Annotated in this window: 19 protein-coding genes; 13 read left to right on the top strand and 6 right to left on the bottom strand. The window is 69.0% G+C overall.

The features are described 5' to 3' along the window. Nucleotides 1–14: 14 nt before the first annotated feature. From GONAM_RS06660 to GONAM_RS06675, 4 genes are read right to left on the bottom strand one after another with little or no spacing between them, the layout of a single operon-like run. Entirely contained in the window at nucleotides 15–1,004 is a 990-nt protein-coding gene (locus tag GONAM_RS06660) for a dienelactone hydrolase family protein (RefSeq protein ID WP_006866004.1), read from the bottom strand. Nucleotides 1,005–1,014: 10 nt separating this feature from the next. Further along, on the bottom strand, nucleotides 1,015–1,275 hold the full coding sequence (locus tag GONAM_RS06665; protein WP_006866005.1) for a hypothetical protein: 261 nt from the start codon (nucleotides 1,273–1,275) through the stop codon (nucleotides 1,015–1,017). Continuing rightward, nucleotides 1,272–2,309 (bottom strand): hypothetical protein, encoded by a 1,038-nt coding sequence (locus tag GONAM_RS06670; protein WP_006866006.1) that lies wholly within the window; start codon nucleotides 2,307–2,309, stop codon nucleotides 1,272–1,274. Before GONAM_RS06670 ends, GONAM_RS06665 begins: the two co-directional genes overlap by 4 nt. Beyond that, nucleotides 2,306–2,668, bottom strand: a complete 363-nt coding sequence (locus tag GONAM_RS06675; RefSeq protein ID WP_006866007.1) for a hypothetical protein — start codon at nucleotides 2,666–2,668, stop codon at nucleotides 2,306–2,308. Before GONAM_RS06675 ends, GONAM_RS06670 begins: the two co-directional genes overlap by 4 nt. A gap of 260 nt (nucleotides 2,669–2,928) precedes the next feature. On the opposite strand from GONAM_RS06675, the gene GONAM_RS06680 reads away from it, so the two are divergent. From GONAM_RS06680 to GONAM_RS06740, 13 genes are all read left to right on the top strand, one after another. After that, nucleotides 2,929–3,963, top strand: a complete 1,035-nt coding sequence (locus GONAM_RS06680; RefSeq protein ID WP_006866008.1) for an LLM class flavin-dependent oxidoreductase — start codon at nucleotides 2,929–2,931, stop codon at nucleotides 3,961–3,963. After that, nucleotides 3,960–5,606, top strand: coding sequence for a long-chain-fatty-acid--CoA ligase (locus GONAM_RS06685; protein WP_006866009.1), 1,647 nt, complete (start codon nucleotides 3,960–3,962; stop codon nucleotides 5,604–5,606). The genes GONAM_RS06680 and GONAM_RS06685 overlap by 4 nt, the downstream gene beginning before the upstream one ends. Before the next feature lie 10 nt (nucleotides 5,607–5,616). Then, a complete protein-coding gene (locus GONAM_RS06690; RefSeq protein ID WP_006866010.1) occupies nucleotides 5,617–6,792 on the top strand; it encodes an LLM class flavin-dependent oxidoreductase in 1,176 nt (391 codons plus the stop codon). Next, nucleotides 6,773–7,573, top strand: a complete 801-nt coding sequence (locus GONAM_RS06695; RefSeq protein WP_006866011.1) for an alpha/beta fold hydrolase — start codon at nucleotides 6,773–6,775, stop codon at nucleotides 7,571–7,573. The genes GONAM_RS06690 and GONAM_RS06695 overlap by 20 nt, the downstream gene beginning before the upstream one ends. Beyond that, nucleotides 7,570–8,301, top strand: a complete 732-nt coding sequence (locus GONAM_RS06700) for an SDR family NAD(P)-dependent oxidoreductase (protein WP_006866012.1) — start codon at nucleotides 7,570–7,572, stop codon at nucleotides 8,299–8,301. The genes GONAM_RS06695 and GONAM_RS06700 overlap by 4 nt, the downstream gene beginning before the upstream one ends. Nucleotides 8,302–8,450: 149 nt before the next feature. After that, nucleotides 8,451–8,873, top strand: a complete 423-nt coding sequence (locus GONAM_RS06705; protein WP_006866013.1) for a nuclear transport factor 2 family protein — start codon at nucleotides 8,451–8,453, stop codon at nucleotides 8,871–8,873. Between the two features lie 73 nt (nucleotides 8,874–8,946). After that, nucleotides 8,947–10,038: an LLM class flavin-dependent oxidoreductase gene (locus GONAM_RS06710; protein ID WP_005195821.1), complete on the top strand. Its 1,092-nt coding sequence runs from the start codon at nucleotides 8,947–8,949 to the stop codon at nucleotides 10,036–10,038. Between the two features lie 83 nt (nucleotides 10,039–10,121). Continuing rightward, the gene (locus GONAM_RS06715) at nucleotides 10,122–10,622 is read left to right on the top strand and encodes a flavin reductase family protein (protein WP_006866014.1); all 501 of its coding nucleotides are present in this window, start codon (nucleotides 10,122–10,124) and stop codon (nucleotides 10,620–10,622) included. Then, nucleotides 10,619–11,959, top strand: a complete 1,341-nt coding sequence (locus tag GONAM_RS06720; RefSeq protein ID WP_006866015.1) for a bifunctional 3,4-dihydroxy-2-butanone-4-phosphate synthase/GTP cyclohydrolase II — start codon at nucleotides 10,619–10,621, stop codon at nucleotides 11,957–11,959. Before GONAM_RS06715 ends, GONAM_RS06720 begins: the two co-directional genes overlap by 4 nt. A 64-nt stretch (nucleotides 11,960–12,023) precedes the next feature. Beyond that, nucleotides 12,024–13,880 carry a GAF domain-containing protein gene (locus GONAM_RS06725; RefSeq protein WP_006866016.1) on the top strand — a complete coding sequence of 619 codons (1,857 nt, stop codon included), beginning with the start codon at nucleotides 12,024–12,026 and terminating at the stop codon, nucleotides 13,878–13,880. An 86-nt stretch (nucleotides 13,881–13,966) separates the two neighbouring features. Beyond that, the gene (locus tag GONAM_RS06730) at nucleotides 13,967–15,055 is read left to right on the top strand and encodes a phosphotransferase family protein (protein WP_006866017.1); all 1,089 of its coding nucleotides are present in this window, start codon (nucleotides 13,967–13,969) and stop codon (nucleotides 15,053–15,055) included. A 70-nt stretch (nucleotides 15,056–15,125) separates the two neighbouring features. Beyond that, nucleotides 15,126–16,412 carry an acyl-CoA dehydrogenase family protein gene (locus tag GONAM_RS06735; RefSeq protein WP_006866018.1) on the top strand — a complete coding sequence of 429 codons (1,287 nt, stop codon included), beginning with the start codon at nucleotides 15,126–15,128 and terminating at the stop codon, nucleotides 16,410–16,412. Nucleotides 16,413–16,451: 39 nt separating this feature from the next. Continuing rightward, nucleotides 16,452–17,204 carry an SDR family NAD(P)-dependent oxidoreductase gene (locus GONAM_RS06740; RefSeq protein WP_006866019.1) on the top strand — a complete coding sequence of 251 codons (753 nt, stop codon included), beginning with the start codon at nucleotides 16,452–16,454 and terminating at the stop codon, nucleotides 17,202–17,204. 7 nt (nucleotides 17,205–17,211) lie between these two features. On the opposite strand, the gene GONAM_RS06745 is transcribed toward GONAM_RS06740, so the two are convergent. Both GONAM_RS06745 and glmM read right to left on the bottom strand, forming a co-directional pair. Then, nucleotides 17,212–17,925 carry an HAD family hydrolase gene (locus GONAM_RS06745; protein WP_006866020.1) on the bottom strand — a complete coding sequence of 238 codons (714 nt, stop codon included), beginning with the start codon at nucleotides 17,923–17,925 and terminating at the stop codon, nucleotides 17,212–17,214. After that, nucleotides 17,922–19,265, bottom strand: a complete 1,344-nt coding sequence (glmM, locus tag GONAM_RS06750; RefSeq protein WP_006866021.1) for a phosphoglucosamine mutase — start codon at nucleotides 19,263–19,265, stop codon at nucleotides 17,922–17,924. The genes GONAM_RS06745 and glmM overlap by 4 nt, the downstream gene beginning before the upstream one ends.

The following is a 19,265-nucleotide window of genomic DNA, read 5'->3' on the forward strand; positions in this document are numbered from 1 at the left end:
CACCGTGCGGGGCGTCACTCCAGGGTCTTGGGGACCACGACGTTCGGTGCTGCGGCGGGTACCGGAGACGCCGCTCGACGACGCTTGCGCTCCTTGGCGCCGAGCAGTTTGGCGATGCGGTCCTGGACTTCCGGCGGGTCGTCGAGGTCGACGGCCGGGACCTTGCCGAGGACGGTGTCGGCGTCGGAGAACGCCTGGTACTCGGCGTCCTGCGTGAGCGTGTGCAGCAGGAAACCGGTGGTCAGGGCGCGCACGGCGGTGTGCGTCTTCTTGTCCGCGCCGTTGCTCCCCCACAGCGCACCGATCGTCCGTTGTTCGAGGAGGCCGCGCGACGTCGCGCCGGGCGGGGTGCGCAGAACTGCGCGGTGCTCGTCGTCGGAGGCGTGGTCGGCGCCATACGCCTGCGCGAGCGGGAGTGCGTTGCCGTCGATGGTGTCGAGTTCGCCGATCGAGGAGACGATGAGACCGGGCGCACGGACGCTGCGCGCAGCGGGCAGGAGTCCGACGGTGGTCGGCGCCGGGAACAGCGCGGCCACTCCCCGGACCTCCGGCTGCGGCTGACCGTGCAGTACGCCTTCCGACGCGGCGATGACAGCGGCCGACGCCCCGAACCCGTGGCCGGCGAAACCCACCTTGGCCGGGTCGACGGTGATCTCGCCGAATCCCAGCCGGACCCGGGTCACGATCGACAGCGCCGAGCGCAGCTGCGCGGCCATCGCGTCGTCGGAGACCAGTACGCCCCGCTGGTCGGCCGGCACCGCGACCACGATGCCCCAGGAGGCCAGATGCTTGCACAGGTCGCGGTAGCGACTCGGCGACGACAGCCAGCCGTGCCCGAAGGCGATGGCGGGCAGCCTTTCCCCGTCGGCGGGGGTGAACACCTCACCGCGTGTACCGACGATCCCGAGGTCGCCGCGCAGGACTCGGTGCGGTCCACGACGGCCGAGCGCGGCCATCAGCTTCGCGGGCGGCTGCGATGGTTTCGAACGCTTCTTGCCTGGCACAGCAGACAGCCTATGCGTTCGGTGGCGGCAGATGCGGACTGGCGTCGGCCTTGTCGGCGGGCAGCATGATCCCGGGCAGTGCGTCGGCGGCGTCGGCCTCGTGCTCGAGCTCGGCGCGCAACCGTTCGGTCTCTGATTGCTCGGCGGTGCGCCGGTGTTCGGCCATCGACCGGCCGAGATCGCGCTGAGCAGCGGAGAAACGGTGCGAGGCGTCGGCGACCTCGGCGGTGGCCGAGCGCGCGAGGGCCTCGATCTGGTCGGCGAGGCTCACTGGTCACCGGCCAGGGCCAGGTCACCCGCGGACCGCTCGGGCGTCGTATCGGTGTCGGGATCGGTCGATGGTGTGCTGCCCTCGCGGGTGTCGGCGACGACGTGGGTCGGCGTCGGGGCTCCCCCGCCGGGACCGGCCGCCGGCCTCCCCTCGACGGCACCGGCCGCTTCCATACCCGGAACACTCTGTGCGACTTCGGGTTCCACGGCCGGTGCACCACTCAGCCGGAACGGGATGTCCTGCTCCTCATGCTGCTCCCCGGACTCCCGCGCCGCGCGCACCGTCTCGGTCGGCGCGATCGGCGGCTCGGCCGGAACCGGTTGGGGACGGACCGATTCGACCGGCTGCGCCCCAGGCGGGGTGACGACGCCGGCCCCGGGCTCCCCGGTCTCGATCTCGACGGGGTAGGGGTCGTCGTCGATCCCGTCGAGGGACCGGTTGAGGATGTCGAGGATTGCGGTGATCCCGCGCAACGTGGCGTCGACCGAGGTGGTGAACAGCTCGACCCGTGACCGGATGTCCTCGACCGCGACGTCGAGCGGGACACGTCCGGTCACCACCGCCTGAGGTAGCTCGGCGGGTGGTGTTCCCGCAGCGCTCGGTGCCGACAGCCGGGCGACCGCCAGGTAGAAGGTACGGAGCAACCGGTCGATCCCCGATGCGGCCGCCGAGGTGGCGTCGGTGATCGTGTGCAACAGGTAGAGGTCGGATTCCGCACGCCGCTGATGGTCGACGGCCGCGTCGATCGCGAGTGATGCGGACCTGCCGTGCCAGCCGTCGAGCCGCACCCGCTGTTCGGGCAGGTGGTGCAGCTGTTCGGCGACGGCCCGGTGAGCCGAGACCAGAACGCGGCTGTCCGCCGACAGCGCGGTGATGTCGAAGTCGTCCACCACCCGGAGGCCGGCCCGGACCGAGGCGTCGTCGGGGACGGGTACGCCCATCAGCCGCCCGGCCGCCAGCAGCCCGGTGAGTGCGGCGGCGCCGTCCTGCGCACCTGCCCGCAGCGCAGTCAGGGAGCTCTCGTCCCGCCTCATCTCGGAGCCACCTCGGCTGCCGGTGTCGCATGCGAGATCTCGCCCGCAGCTTGCGCATCGCCGTCGGCCATGCCGATCGCGGAGTCGCGCAGGTTGCGTGCGAGCACGGCCGCGGCCCGGGACTGCGACCGGAGACGAGCGGACAGTGAGGCACTCAGCTCGGCGTAGGTTGCGGCGGATGGTCCAAGCGACGCCGCCGCGTCGGGGCCGGCACCGGCGCGCGCCCACCGGCCGAAGTCGTGCGCGGCGAGGTCGTCGGCGACGGCGTCGAGGACCAGCGACGAACGCCGGTAGTAGGCCGCGACCGCGGACACCTGTTCGACATCCATCGCGATGCGGTTCGGCTCGATGCCGCCCAATGCTCACCCCCGTCCATCCCCTGCCCCCGATCCTCCCGGTCGCGGACGATGCGGTGATCGTACCCATCCCGGGTGCCGCCGTCCGGCCCGGCGACCTGCCTACTTGGACGCGCACGGGCCGCCCCCGGTTCCATCCGTCTCAGAACGTGCAACGAGGGTCCTTGGGATTTCCGACAACGACCGGCTTCCCGGTACCTTCCCGTCGTCACATTCTTGATCGAGAGTGACACCGACCACACCGTCGGTGAAAGGACCATGCAATGAGCACGTCGGACGTCAACTTCGGACTCTGGTACGACTTCCGCAATCCGCCCGGGAACTCGCGCGGTTTCGGCGACTTCTACCGCGCGACGCTCGACCAGATCACCTGGGCGGAGTCGATCGGGATCGACTCGGTCTGGCTGACCGAGCACCACTTCATGGAGGACGGCTACACCCCCTCGCCGTTCCTGCTCGCCTCCGCGATCGGCGACCGGACGACGACGATGAAGATCGGCACCAACCTCGTCGTGTCGCCGCTGCACAACCCGATCCGACTCGCCGAGGACTCGGCCACGCTGTCCCTGCTGACCGGCGGGCGCTTCTCACTCGGCGTCGGACAGGGATATTGGGAACCGGAATTCGAGGCCTTCGACCGGCGTCTGATCAACCGCCCGAGCCTGCTCGAGGAAGGTGTGGAGATCGTGCGCCGCTGCTGGTCCGGGTCGGCCGAACCGTTCGACGGCAAACGACTGCGCAAGCCCGCCCTGCCCGTCACGCCCACCCCCGAGACGACTCCCGATCTCCTGGTCGGTGCGATGGCCGACCCGGCGATCGAGCGGGCCGCCCGCATCGGCGACGGCTTCCTCAGCACCCAGAACGCCCACCACGCGGCGTACCTGGATGCGCTCGAACGACTCGGCCGGTCCCGTGACGAGGGCCGGATCTTCGCCGGGCAGTGGACGATCATCGCCGACGATCCCGAACGCGAGTGGTCGCGCATCGGCACCCATGCGCTCTACCAGATCAACAAGTACATCGAGATGGGTGCGTTCGGCCCCATCCCGCAGTTCACCGATCCCGGCCAGCTCGTCGACGCCGGCTCGTTCACCCTGTGGGATCCGGCCACCGCGGTCGACGAGCTCACCGCGCTGCTGACCGCCACCCCGCAGATCGAGGACGTGCACTTCTGGGCGCAGCTGCCCGGTGAGTCGATCGACAGCGGCAGCGCTCGCATCGAACTGCTCGCCGGCAAGGTCGTTCCCGAGGTCCGTGCGCGGCTGGCCGCCCAATCGTCGGTGGAGGTCCCTGCATGAACCACCCTCCGTCGGCGCACCCGCTGCTGATCACAGACTTCCTGTACCGGGCACGGGACATGTTCGGCGACAAGGAGATCGTCGATCACGTCGACGGTGCCGAGGCTTTCCGGTACACGTATCGGGACTATGCCGACCGGGTCCTGCGGCTCGCCTCGGCCCTCGTCGCGAGCGGTGTACGGCCGGGCGACCGCGTCGGGACGCTGGCCTGGAACCACCGGCGGCACCTGGAGCTGTACCTCGCGGTCCCGCTCGCCGGGGCCGTGCTGCACACGATCAACATCCGGCTCTCCGCCGACGAGATCGCCTACATCGTCGACCATGCCGACGATGCGATGATCTTCGCCGACCCGTCGCTGGACCACATGCTCTCCGTCGCGCGCGAACGGCGTCCGGACATGCCGGTGATCCCGATCGACGCCGACGACGAGAGCGTCTCGGCGGGAACGACTCTGGACTCGATGGTCGCCTCGGCGGAACCGATTGCGGCACCGGTCGCCCGCGCGGACGACGATCTGGCCGTGCTCTGCTACACGTCGGGTACGACGGGGGCGCCGAAGGGCGTTGGATATTCCCACAAGTCCCTGTATCTGCACACGATGGCGGCCTGCCTGGCCGACGGACACGCGATCTCCGAACGCGACCGCGCCCTGCTGGTGGTCCCGATGTTCCACGCCAACGCGTGGGGGGTCCCGTTCGCGGCGCTGATGTCCGGGGCGTCGCAGATCCTGCCCGGGCCGCATCCCACACCCGCGCAGATCGCCGGCATCATCGCCGCCGAGCGGGTGACCTACACCGGGATGGTGCCGACGGTGGCGGTCGACCTGCTCGCCCATGCGCAGGCCGCGGGGACCGACCTGAGCAGCCTCCGCGCGCTGGTCCTGGGCGGTTCGACGCCGGCCCTGGGCCTCATCCGCGACCTCGAGGCACTCGGCATCCCGGTGTTCCAGGGCTGGGGCATGACCGAGATCTCGCCGATGGCGACGTTCTCCCGTCCCCCGGCATCCACCGACGACGACCCGGAACGCCGCTGGGCGTACATCCGGAAACAGGGGCGGCTCCTCCCGGGGCTGCAGTGGAAACTCGTCGACGACGACGGCCGGATCATGCCTCACGACGGGATCAGCCGCGGGGAGATCCTGATCCGCGGCCCCTGGGTCGCCACCGGTTACTACGGTGCCGATCATCCGGACAAGTTCGACGACGGCTGGTTGCGCACGGGCGACATCGGCGTCATCGACGAACACGGCTACCTCACGATCGTCGATCGCACCAAGGACCTCATCAAGAGCGGCGGCGAGTGGATCAGCTCCGTCGCGCTGGAGGAGGCCCTGATCGAGCACCCGGCCGTCCACGAGGCTGCGGTGGTCTCCGTTCCGCATCCGCGCTGGCAGGAACGTCCCGTCGCCTACGTGGTCGGCGACGACCGCCTCGACGTGGACGTGGTGAAGGCCGAGCTGGCCGAGCGTGTCCCGCGCTGGTGGGTGCCCGAATTGATCGTCGCCGTCGACGCCCTCCCGCGGACCAGCGTCGGAAAACTCGACAAACGACGACTCCGCGAGCAGGCGGCCGGGACGCCCGACTTGTGGGAACCCACAACCGCCGCGGATTCTCCCGTTCCCGTGACGCACGCCGATTCCTAACGTCAACAGTGTGAAGTTCAGCCTGTTCTACGTGTTGGAGAGTCCGGACCGGGACTTTCGCCGGGCCTACGAGGAGATGCTCTCGCAGGTCGAGATCGCCGAGCGCCTCGGGTTCGACGGGGTCTGGCTCGCCGAGCACCACGGCAGCGCCTACGGGTCGATGCCGTCGCCGCAGGTCGCGGCGGCGGCCATCGCGGCCCGCACCTCCCGGATGCGCATCGGCATCGCGGTCAGCAACCTGACACTCGCCTGGCCGGTCCGCATCGCCGAGGACTTCGCGATGGTCGACGTCATCTCCGGCGGCCGACTCGACTTCGGCGTCGGACGCGGCTACCAGCCCCACGAGTTCCGTGCGATGGGCGTCGCCGACAAACAGGACGTCAGCCGGGAGGTCTTCGACGAGGCGTTCCAGATCGTCACCGGACTGTGGGCCAAGGCGGTCGGCGAGCCGTACACGTTCCACGGCAAGCACTTCCACATCGACGCCGTGGATTGCCGGCCCGCACCCCTCCAGCAACCGACGCCTCCGATCTATGTGGCGTCGATCAGTCCCGAGACCTTCGACCTGGTTGCCGACCACGGCCACAACATGCTCGTGACGCCGACCCTGATGACCCTGCCCGAGTTGAACGGGTTCGTCGTCAACGCCAAACGCACGCTGATGCACCGCGGCCGCGACCCGCTGTCCCTCGACTTCCCGATGAACTGGCAGATCCACCTCGCCGAGAACGACGAGGAGGCCGTCCGCCGGGCCCGGCCGAGTCTCGAGTGGTACTTCGACAACGTCATGTCCGCGGTGCCGCAGGGTGCCGCGACGCCGGCAGGTTACGAACGCTACGCGGCCCTGGCGGAGGCCGCGGCCGAGGGAGCGATGTCGTTGACCGGCCTGCGCGAGGGCGGCATCTGCTACGTCGGCGATCCCGACGGACTCATCCGCGAGATCGAGATCCTGCGCGAGGAGACAGGTCTCGACCATCTCATCTGCTGGATGCGGTTCGGCGGCATGCCCCACGACGACGTCGTGCGGTCGATGGAACTCCTCGCCGAGCACGTCATCCCGCATTTCGCCGATGCCCCACCACTCGTCCCCCGTGCCCTCCGGCACGAGGAACCCACCCAGTCCGACAAGTTTTTCGAAATCGAGTTCGACGATGAAGGAGAAGTCCATGAGCTATCTCGCGGTTGAGAACGATCGCCGGATCTACTTCGAGCACCACCGTGGGGACGCGCGTCCCATCGTGCTGATCCACGGCTGGGGCGCCAACACCCGCTGCTGGGACACCACCGCCCCCGCGCTGAAGGCCGAGGGTCATGAGGTCGTGCTCGTCGATCTGCGGGCATGTGGCCGCTCCGACAAGGACTTCGAGGACGTCTCGATCGCGGCCCTGGCCGACGACGTGGTCAAGGTGGTCGACCATCTCGGCCTGGATTCTCCCGTCATCAACGGCTGGTCTCTGGGCGGAGCCGTCGCGACCGCCGCCGCGGCCGCTCTCGGCTCACGCGCCGGCGGTCTGGTCCTCACCGGCGGTGCGTCGCCGCGCTACACCGCGACCGACGACTGGCCCTACGGCGGCTCCACCGAGGACGTCGAGGGAGTCCTCGCCGGTGCCGCCGCCAACCGTGCCGACACCTTCCGCGGCGTGGCCGGCGCGGTGTGCGCGACTCCCCCGAGTTCGGATGTCCTGGACTGGATCTGGGGGATGTTCCTGGAGATGGGCCCGGCCGGGGACGATTCGTTGCGCGACCTCGCCCGCACCGACCTGCGCAAGGAGCTCGGTGGGCTCGACATCCCGATCCTGCTCCTGCACGGCCGGGACGACGCCTTCGTCCCCTTCGCCGGGGCCGAGGCCGTCCTCGAACTCAATTCCCGTGCTCGTCTCGTCCCGTTCGACGCCTGCGGCCATGCCCCGTTCCTCGAGGACCGGGACCGCTACCTCGCCGAACTGTCCGGTTTCCTGAAGTCATGAGCGTCGGATCCCGGGTCTGGATCGTCACCGGCGGATCGCGCGGCATCGGCCGGGCAGTCGTCGAGAACCTCACGGCCCGAGGCGATTCCGTTGTTTCTCTGGCGCGCGGTGTGGCGACCACGCCGTTCACCAGGCCGGCGCAGGTCCTGGAGTTGAAGACCGACATCACCGACTCCTCGTCGGTGGCCCGCGCACTGGCCACCGTCAAGGAGGAGCACGGCGGCGCCCACGGCCTGATCAACGTCGCCGGCGTGCACCGCGGTGGACGGGTCGACGACCTGAGTCGGGAGGACTGGGATCTTGTGTTGACCACCAACCTCACCGGCGCCTTCGAGATGTGCAAGGCCACGGTCCCGATCCTCGAACCCGGATCGTCGATCGTGAATGTCGGTGCGGTGGTGGGATTCCGGGGATTCCCGGGCGACGTCGCCTACGGATCGGCGAAGGCCGGCCTCAGCGGCCTGACCCAGGTCCTCGCCGCGGAACTCGCCCCGCGCGACATCCGCGTCAACCTGGTCATCCCCGGTTTTGTGGATACCGACATGACCTCCGGACTCAGCGATCGGGCACGGGCACGCATCGTCTCGTCCATCCCCGCCGGTCGTACCGGCCGACCGGAGGAGATCGCCCAGGCCATCGTCGATGTCGCGCTGTCCACCTACATGTACGGCGCCATCGTGCCCGTCGACGGCGGATTGATGAACACCTTCAGCGGCGGTGGCCGATGACGTGGGGTCGAGTCGCTTCGGCGCGGTTGTGACAACCCACAAGAGGCGCGAAACGAGAGGGTGACTCAGGCCACATCGACTCATAACGTCGTTGTTGCACACAGTTTCTCGCCTTCCCCGGAGGGTGGCGGTCAAAAGGAGGCCAATCGGTGTCAACCAGTACAGCAAGCGTCAGCACGGAGCAGCAGAACAAGGCTCTGGTCGCGGAATTCATGGAGGTGTTCTCCCGCGGCGACGTGGACGCCATCCTGTCCTATCTGGCGCCGACGGCCACCTGGTGGGTGGGCGGAGAGATCGACGGGATCTCCGGAACCAAGAACAAAGAGGAATTCGGTGCAATGCTGGCCGGCCTCTCCGCCACCACCAAGACCGGCGCCATCGCCCTCACCCCGCTCGCCTTCACCGCCGAGGGAGAACGCGTGGCGGTCGAGACCGAGTCGTACTCGGAGATGAACAACGGCAAGGTCTACAACAACCTCTACCACTTCGTCTTCGTGGTCCGCGACGGAAAGATCCACGAGGTCAAGGAGTTCCTGGACACCGAGCACACCCGCGCGGTCTTCCTCGGCTGAGAACTCCCCTCGCGAAATCGCAACACCCCAACCCCTCGATCCTCCAACCCTTTTGAACCAAGGAGTCAATGCAATGGATGTCGGCGTACTTCTCGTCTTCCAGAACTACCACGAGAACGTGAGTGACGAAGAGGTCTTCCTGCGCGACCTCGAGCTCGGCGTACTGGCCGAGAAGGCCGGTTTCGACTCGGTCTGGTCGGCGGAGCACCACTTCGACGACTACTCGATGTGCCCGGACAACTTCGCGATCCTGTCCTACCTCGCCGGCCGCACCTCGAAGGTCAAGCTCGGCATCGGTGCGACCATCCTGCCGTGGAACGATCCGCTGCGCGTCGTGGAGAAGGCCATCATGCTGGACCAGATGTCCGGTGGCCGCGTGCTTCTCGGCATGGGTCGCGGCCTGGCGAAGATGGAGTACGAGGCCTTCGGCATCCCGATGGACGAGGCCCGCCCCCGCTTCAACGAGGCCGCCGAGATGGTGCTGCGCGGACTCCGCACGGGCGTCGTCTCCGGCGACGGTCCGATGTACCCGCAGAAGGAGATCGCGCTGCGGCCGGCCCCGAACCCGAACACCTCGTGGGACGGGCGGCTTTTCGCCGCGGCGATGTCGCCCGACTCGGTCCCGGTGGTCGCCGACCTCGGCGTCCAGATGATGACCTTCATGCAGTTCCCGTTCGAACAGCATGCCGAGGCGATCAACGGCTGGAAGCAGATGTTCCGCGACGCCCAGGGCGTCGAGCCCGGCCCGCCGGTCATCCAGGACTTCGTCATCTGTCACGAGGACGAAGAGGAAGCCCGCCGACTGGCCTACGAGCACATCAACCGCTACTTCCTGTCGGTCATCAAGCACTACGACTTCGCCGGCAAGCACTGGCGTGAGACCAAGGGCTACGAGACCTACCAGGCGGGTGCGGACATGATCCGCGAGGCCGGCATGGAGGCCGCGGCCGACGCCTACGTCGAGGCGAACATCTACGGCACGCCCGAACAGTGTGTCGAGAAGTACGCCTACCGCCACGAGCTCATCGGCGACTTCCTCCCCAACGCGGCCTTCGCCTTCGGCGGTCTGCCCTTCGACGAGGCCGAGAAGAGCCTGAAGCTCTTCGGCGAGAAGGTCGTCCCCGAGGTCCACAAGATGAAGGCCAAGACGCCCGCGGCGGTCTGATCCGCCGACCGAACATCGCTGCGGCGCCGGCCCCTTCCCCGGCGCCGCAGCGACTCCAACCCCCACATCACGCAGGAGGATCGGTGAACGAAACCGTTCTCGACCAGGTGGCCCTCGGGTTCCGCGAGGTCATGGCCAAGGTCTGCACGCCCGTCGCGGTCATCACGGCCTTCGACGACCGGCGGCCGCACGGCACCACGGTCAGCGCGTTCACGTCGCTGTCGATGGGACCGCCGATGATCCTCGTCTCCCTCGACCGCGGCTCCGACCTCCTCGCGATCATCCGCCGCACCGGACGATTCGGCGTCAACGTGCTCGCCCACGACCAGGCCGACATCGCGATGCGGTTCGCCCGCAAGGGCGCCGACAAGTTCGACGGGGTCGACTGGTCTGATTCCGCGGACCTCCCCCGCCTCGACGGCGCCGCCGGCTGGCTGGGCTGCACCACCGAATCTCTGGTCGACGGCGGCGATCATGTTGTCGCACTGGGCAACATCGTCGAGACCGGCGTCACCTCCACCGCCCCCCTCACCTACCACGACCGGGTGTTCGGCACCCACCGAGCATTCGAGGTCGCCCGATGAACACGACCACCCGTCCCCAGGACCCCGACGCCCCGACCCCCATCGCGACCGAGGCGTCGACCCAGGCCGTCGCCCGCGCGGTCGCGGCCGTGGCGGCAGGCGGTTTCGTCGTCGTGGTCGACGACGACGACCGGGAGAACGAGGGCGACCTCATCTGCTCGGCGTCGTCGATCACCGACGAGCAGATGGCGTTCCTGATCCGTCACACCACCGGCATCATCTGTGCCCCGATGAGCGCCGACCGTGCCCGCCGGCTCGAACTGCCGCAGATGGTCGAGGACAACCGGGACGCGCACGGTACCGCCTTCACCGTCACCGTGGACCACAAGGACGCCGGCACCGGGGTCTCGGCACACGACCGCGCCCTGACCGTCCGGGCGCTCGCCTCCGACGGCACCACGGCCGGCGAACTGCGCCGCCCCGGACACGTGTTCCCCCTGCAGGCCCGCGACGGCGGGGTCCTCACCCGCGCCGGGCACACCGAGGCCGCCGTCGACCTGGTCACCTTGGCCGGGGCCGGCGAGGTCGGGGTCATCGGCGAGATCATCGCCGACGACGGGACGATGCGGCGCGGCGACGACCTCCTCGAGTTCGCCGAACACCACGGACTGCCGGTGCTGCGCATCGCCGACCTGGTGGCCCACCGGACCGCCGCCGGTTCGTTCGTCCACCAGATGGCCACCGCGGCGATGCCGACCCTGTTCGGCGACTTCCGCGCGGTCGCCTACCGCTCGGACATCGACGACACCGAACACCTCGCCCTCGTCATGGGCGACGTGGCCGCCGCGGGCGCCACCGCCGAGGGCGCGCTGGTGCGCGTGCACAGCGAATGCCTGACCGGCGACATCGTCGGCTCACTGCGTTGCGACTGCGGCGCGCAGCTCGAGCAGGCGCTGTCGGCCATCGCTGCGGAGGGCTGCGGAGCGGTCATCTACCTGCGCGGACACGAGGGCCGCGGTATCGGACTCGGCCACAAGATCCGTGCGTATGCACTGCAGGAGCAGGGCCTCGACACCGTCGACGCCAACACCGCACTCGGACTGCCGGTGGATTCGCGCACCTACGGCACCGGCGCCGCGATCCTGAAAGACCTGGGCATCCGCCGCGTCCGCCTGATCACCAACAACCCCGCGAAGTACGGCGGACTCGGCGGCCACGACCTCGACATCGTCGGGCGCGTCGGCCTGCCGACCGTCTCCACCCCGCACAACGTCCGGTACCTCCGCACCAAGAAGGAGCGGATGGGCCATGTGCTGTCCGGTGACCCCGCGATCGGGGAGGTCGGCGTCGGCGAGGTCCGTCTCGGGGAGGCCATGACCGGGACCACGGGTGCATGAACCGACTCACACGACGTTGCTACTGTGAGGTTCATCATGAGGTGTCGGTGAGGAGGCCGTGCGGATGACGTCCATCGCGGAGCGCGGAGTCGATCCCGGTATCGATTCCGAGGGCGGGTCGGCACGTGCCACCGGCCGCGAACGCGACGTCATCGCGGCCTTCGCCGAGATCACCACCGAGGCCATCACCGACACCAAGCTCGAGGACCTCCTCAGCCTGGTCGGCCAGAAGCTCTGCGCACTCCTCGGCGTCACCCGTTGCTCGGTCTACCTGCGGCACGCCAACGGCAGCTATCGCGGTGCCGCGGGCTTCTGCGAGGACGCCGGCGACATCACCGAGGCCGTGAAGCGGCAGGTCTCCGGCTTCGACGGCGACCTGTTCAGCCAGGAGGTCATCAACACCCGCGCGCCCGTCGTCATCGCCGACGCCCTCAACGACCCGCGCCCCCACCGCCGGACGATGACCCACTGGGACGTCCGCGCGATGCTCGGCGTCCCGCTCACCTTCGACGACGCGGTGATCGGCCTGATCTTCGTCGACAGCCGCGGCCGCGAACACGAGTTCACCCCCGAGGACATCGAGGTCGCCGAACTGTTCGCGCGCCTGTCCGCCCTGTTCATCAGCCAGGCGATGCTCAACACCCGCCTGCGCGGTCAGGCCGCCGAGATCGCGCGGAACAACGCCACCCTGGCCTACCTCGCCGACGTCCACCACCGCCTGACCAGCGCGGTGCTCGAGGGCGCCAACATCCACCGCGTCGTCGAACTCCTGTCGGAGCTGTCGGCCAAGCCTGTGGTTCTCTACAACAACTCCTTCGATGTACTCGCCTGGGCCGCGCCGGAGGCGCTGAAGCTGACCGCTCCCCCGGTGATGAGCGAGAAGGTGCGGGCCACCGCCTCGGTGCGGCAGGCTCTCGCCGAACTGTCTGTAAGCACGCCGTCGGCCATCGTCCCGGCGCAGCTGGCGGTCGGCCTCGGCCGCCGACACCTGATGTGCCGCTTGGTGATCGAGGGGAGACAGACCGGTTTCCTCGGCATCGTCGAGGTGGGCCGCAGCCTCGAGGCCCTCGACGCGAACATCGCCGAACGCGGCGCCACCGTCCTGGCCCTGCAGATGCTCTCCGAGCGCCGGCAGATCGAGACCGAGGGGCAGGCGCGCGATGACTACCTGTCGGACCTGCTGCGCAACAGCCGCGACAAGGAACACCTGGTCCGACGCGGCCCGCAGTTCGGCATCGACCTCACCAATCCCCATGTGCTGGTTCGGTTCACCGTCGACGATGCAACCGACCGGCTGACGGCGTCGGCGATCCAGTCGCTGGTCACCCGCACCTTCGCCTCGGTCATGGCCATCTCCCCGCCGCCGGCTGTCCGACTGCCGGGCGCGGTCATCGTCATGGTCCGCCTGGAGTCCGACGACCTCGACGAGGTCGGGAGGGTCCGCGACCACGTGTCGACGATCCGCGATCGACTCTCCGGCGATCTCTCACTCGGCGCCACCCTCATCTCCGGCATCTGCCGCACCCCCGTCGACTATCCGCACGCCCATCGCGACCTACGCGAGATGGGTTCGGTGGCAAAGTCGTTCGGGTGGGACGAGCGGGTGATGACCCTCGACGAACTCGGCCTGTTCCGGGTGATCGTGTCCAGCGGTCACGTCAAGGAGGCCCTGCACTTCGCGCACTCCTTTGTCGCACCCGTCCGACAGCACGACGACGGCACGCTCCTCGCCACCTGGCGGGCCTTCGTGGCCGCCGACGGTAAGGTCCAGGCCACCGCGACGACACTGGACGTCCACGAGAACACCATCCGGTACCGCCTCGGCCGGATCAAGGAGATCGCACGACGCGATCCGACGTCGCTGGACTGCCTGCTGTCGGCGAAGATGGCCTTTCAGGTCCTCGACCTCGCAGGTCAGTGACCTGCGAGGACGCCCATTGGAGATTCCTCCAACCGGCCCGCACGACGATGGTTCTCCCCGGGCCGGACACGCCATAGGTTCATTCCATGGCCCGCAGCACGATCCCCGACCGTCCCGCCCCCGATCAGATCCGGGTCGACGCCGACGAGATCCCGGTGGACACCGCCGCCCTCGCGGCGTGGATGGACGAGACGGGCCTGCCCGGCGGGGACATCGACCTCCGGCCGCTGCACGGCGGAACCCAGAACATCATGGTGATCGTCAGCCGCGGCGGACGGGACTACGTGCTCCGCCGCGGTCCCCGGCACCTGCGCCCGCAGTCGAACGCGGCGATCGCCCGCGAGATGACGCTGCTGTCGGCCCTGAGCTCCACCGATGTCGCACATCCCCGGTTCGTCGCCGGCACCACCGACACCGACGTCCTCGGGGCCACTTTCTTCCTGATGGAGCCCGTCGAGGGGTTCAACGCGGCCGACAGCCTGCCGGCCGCGTACGCCGCGACCCCCGAGGGACGGGAGGCGATGGGTTACGCACTCGTCGACGCGCTCGCGGGTCTGGCGGCCGTCGACCACTCCGCGATCGGTCTCGACGACTTCGGCAAACCGGACGGCTTCCTCGAACGACAGGTTCCGCGGTGGCTCGCCGAACACGAACGTTACGCGCGCACACCGGGATACCCGGGCGGGACGTTCCCCGATCTCGACCGGATCGCCGGCTGGCTCGACGACAATCGCCCCGCCGAGTTCCGGCCCGGGCTGCTGCACGGCGACTACCACGTGGCCAACGTCCTCTACGATCACCGCACCCCCGAGGTCGCGGCCATCGTCGACTGGGAGATGGCGACGGTCGGCGACCCGCTGCTCGATCTCGGTGTGCTGCTGGCCATCTGGCCCGACGACCCGCGGCAACCGGACCTCTACGAGAGCGCGCTCGGCCAGGCCGGCGACCTGCCGAACCGATCCGCGATCATCGCCCGCTACGCCGAGCGGTCCGAGAGGAACCTCGAGGCCCTGGACTGGTACACCGTTCTCGCGAGCTTCAAGCTCGGCATCATCCTCGAGGGCACCTACGCCCGCTCCTGCGACGGCAAGGCGCCCCGCAAGGTCGGCGAGCGACTGCACCGCTACGCCGACGGCCTCTTCGTCCGCGCCCGCGAGATCATCGCCGGCGCCTGACACAGCCTCTCCCCCGGATCGAACCGCGATCCCCACCTCGTCCGACCCCACAGAAACGGAGCACACCACCATGGCCTGGGATTTCTCCACGGAACCCGACTTCCAGAAGAAGCTCGACTGGATGCGGGATTTCGTCCGCACCGAGGTCTTCCCGCTCGAGACCCTCGACCTCGACTGGGATCAGTTGCGCAAGGCGATCGCCCCGCTGCAGGAAGAGGTCAAGGCCAACGACCTGTGGGCCGCGCACCTCGACCCCGAACTCGGCGGACAGGGATATGGCCAGGTCAAGCTCGGCCTGATGCAGGAGATCCTGGGTTCCACCCCGTTCGGTCCGCTCGTGTTCGGCTGCCAGGCACCGGATTCCGGGAACTGTGAGATCCTCGCCGCGGTCGGGACCGAGGAGCAGAAGAAGCGGTGGCTCGAGCCGCTGCTCGCCGGTGAGTACTACTCGTCGTTCGCGCTGACCGAACCCGACAACGCCGGCGCCGATCCGACCAACCTCACGACCACAGCGGTCCGGGACGGGGACCAGTGGGTTCTCAACGGGCACAAGTGGTTCATCAGCAACGCCGCCACCGCCGACTTCATGATCGTCGTGGCCGTCACCGATCCCGATGCCGAACGCCACCGTCGGACCTCGCAGTTCATCATCCCCATCGACGCCCCGGGTCTCGACGTGGTCCGCGACATCGGTTCGGTGGAGAACCCCCGGCCGCGGCCGTACACCTACGGCTCGCATTGCGAGGTCGTGCTGCGCGACGTCCGCGTCGACGACTCGGCCCTGCTCGGCAACCGCGGCGACGGCTTCCTCATCGCCCAGAAGCGCCTGGGCCCCGGCCGGATCCATCACTGCATGCGCTGGATCGGCCAGGCGAGCCGCGCCTTCGACATGATGTGTGAACGCGCCACCTACCGGTACGCCCACGGATCGGTCCTCGCCGACAAGCAGACGGTCCGCAACTTCATCGCCGACTCCGCCGCCGAGATCCAGGCACTGCGCCTCATGACGCTGCACGCGGCGTGGCGCATCGACGAGGAGGGCACGGCCGCCGCCCGCAAGGACATCGCGCTCATCAAGTTCTTCGGCGCGAAGATCCTGCACGACGTCATCGACCGCGCACTCCAGGTGCACGGCTCGCTCGGTTACAGCGCGGACCTGCCGCTGGAGTCCATGTACCGGGCCGCGCGCGCCGCCCGCCTCTACGACGGCCCCGACGAGGTGCACCGCGACAGCGTCGCCCGCCAGTACCTGAAGGGTTACACCCGACCGGCCGACGACCGTCCGACCGAGCACATCCCCACCCGCCGCGAGGCCGCCCGGCGCCGCTTCGCCGAGCTTCTCGCCGAACAACCCTGATCCCACCCCCGCACTGACCCGACCAGAAAGCGAACACGTATGTCTCTCAACGGAAAAACAGCGATCGTCACCGGCGCGGCACAAGGCATCGGTCAGGCCACGGCGATCCGTCTCGCCGCCGACGGCGCTCATGTGGTCGCCGCCGACATCCAGGACTGCGAGGTCACTCTCAAGGAGATCGCCGAGGCGGGCGGCTCCGCGGAGGCGGTCCGTCTCGACGTCCGCGTCGCCGACGACTGGTCGGCGGCGGTGGAGCAGATCACCGCCTCCCGCGGCTCGGTCGACTGCCTGGCCAACGTGGCCGGTGTGGTCAACATGATCAGCGAGGACTCCGTCGTCGGTCTCACCGAGGAAGCGTGGGACCTCGTCGTCGGCACCGACCTCAAGGGTGTGTGGCTCGGTATGCGGGCGGTCATCCCGGGCATGATCGACAACGGCGGCGGCCGCATCGTGAACATCTCGTCGATGGCCGCGCTGCGGGGTCTGCCGAACCTGGCGTCGTACTCGGCGGCCAAGGGCGGCGTCGTGGGTCTGACCAAGCAGGCGGCCTACGAGTACGGACCGCAGAACATCCTCATCAACGCCATCGCGCCGGGCACCATCGACACCCCGATCCTGGCCGACATCACCGAGGAGATGCGGCAGGCGAATGCCAACGCCCACATCGTGCGTCGGCTCGGCCGCCCGTCGGAGATCGCGTCGATGGTCGCCTACCTGATGCGCGAGGGCGACTTCCTGACCGGCGAGATCTACCCGGTCGACGGCGGCTGGGCCGCCAAGGGCAACTTCTGAGAGGAGCTCAGGCGCGCAGTTCGATGCCGTGAGCCGTCACGGCATCGAGCAGCGCGGTCGGGCGATCGGCCGGCGGCACATCGTGCACCAGCGCAAAGGAACATCCGAGCGCTCGTGCACCGCCGTCGGCCTTCTCGCTGTCCCCGACCATGAGCACATCGCCGGCGGGCACACCGATCGGGTCGAGGGCCGCGCGGAAGATCCGCGGGTCGGGTTTGATCGCGCCGACCTCATAGGACAGCGCATACGCGTCGACGAGATGGTCGACACTGTGCAGGGCGAGGACTTTGCGCAGGTCGAAGGCGATGTTGCTGACGATGCCGATCGGCACCCCGGCGTCAGCCAGACGCGTCAGCACCTCGACGGTGTCGGCGAACGGCACCCACGACTCCGGGTCGAGGACCCGGTCGTAGAGAGCGTTGGCGTGACCCGGATGGCTCAAGCCGACCGTACGCAGCAGCGCGAGATACCCGACACGGTGCAGTTCCGGGTCGAGATCCCGTCGCTCCCAAGCAGTCCGGTCGTCACCCTCGATCCCGTCGGGCAGGCCGACCGGCGCGACCATGCGGCGGATGATGTCCGCCTGACGTGCCGGGGTGAACGACTCGCCCGCGTCGTCGAGGAGATCGACGAACCAGTCATCGCGCGCCTCGAAGCGGAACAGCGTGCCGGAGAAGTCGAAGAGGACCGCCCGCACTGCGTTCGCCGTGTTCGCGGTCATGCGCCGGCGGCCGCGACGACGTCGGCGAGACCGCGGGCGACCGAGCCCGCCTGTTCCGCCGTGCCGGCCTCCACCATGACCCGGACGAGTTGCTCGGTTCCGGAGGGACGCAACAGAACTCGACCGGAGTCACCCAGTTCGGCCTCGGCGTCGGCCACGGCCTGCTTGACCGCCGGCGACTCCGCGACCGCATGCTTGTCGGCGACGCGGACGTTGATGAGTTCCTGCGGCAGCACCGTCACGATGCCGGCCAGGTCGGCCAGCCGCGCCGAGGTGGCCGCCATGCGGGCCATGATCATCAGGCCGGTGAGGATGCCGTCACCGGTGGTTCCCGAACCCGGGACCACGATGTGGCCGGACTGTTCGCCGCCGAGGGAGTACCCACCGCGACGCAGCTCCTCGACCACATAGCGGTCGCCGACGGCGGTGGTGCGCACCGTGATCCCCGCCTCGCGCATCGCGATGTGCAGACCGAGGTTGCTCATGACGGTGGCGACGAGGACGTTCTCGTGCAGACGGCCCTTGTCGGCGAGCGACATCGCCAGGATCGCCATGATGGCGTCGCCGTCGACGATCTCGCCGGTGGAATCCACTGCCAGACAACGATCGGCGTCGCCGTCGTGGGCGAGTCCGAGATCGGCGCCGTGCTCGAGGACGGCCGCCTGCAGCTTGTCCATGTGGGTCGACCCGCAGTCGGCGTTGATGTTCAGGCCGTCGGGATCGGCGTGGATCGTGATGACGTTGGCACCGGCGTCGGCGTAGGCCAGCGGCGCGAGCTGCGACGCGGCGCCGTGGGCGCAGTCGACGACGACCGTCAGACCGTCGAGACGCTCGTCGATGGCCTGCGCCAGATGCCGGCGGTAGCGGTCCCCGGCGTCCGGTGCGTCGAGGACGCGACCGACCGCGGCACCGATGGGCCGGATGAACTCCTCGCCCATCGCCGCTTCGATGCGGTCCTCGATCTCGTCGTCGAGCTTGTGCCCGCCGGCGGAGAAGAACTTGATGCCGTTGTCGGGCATGGGGTTGTGCGACGCGGAGATCATCACGCCGAAGTCGGCGCGGTAGTCCGCGGTCAGGAACGCGACCGCCGGGGTGGGCACGGTGCCGACGCGGATGGCGTCGACGCCGGTCGCGGCGAGTCCGGCGCACACGGCGGCTTCCAGCATCTCGCCGGAAGCACGCGGATCACGACCGACCACCGCGCGCGGACGGCGGGTCGAATCGTCGGAAATTTCTTCGAAAACGACCGCGGCGGCCGAGGCCAGGCGCAACGCGAGCTCGGGAGTGAGCTCGGCGTTGGCCAGGCCTCGGACGCCGTCGGTACCGAAAAGGCGTGCCAA

This window comes from Gordonia namibiensis NBRC 108229, from assembly GCF_000298235.1.
Classification (GTDB): Bacteria; Actinomycetota; Actinomycetes; order Mycobacteriales; family Mycobacteriaceae; genus Gordonia; species Gordonia namibiensis.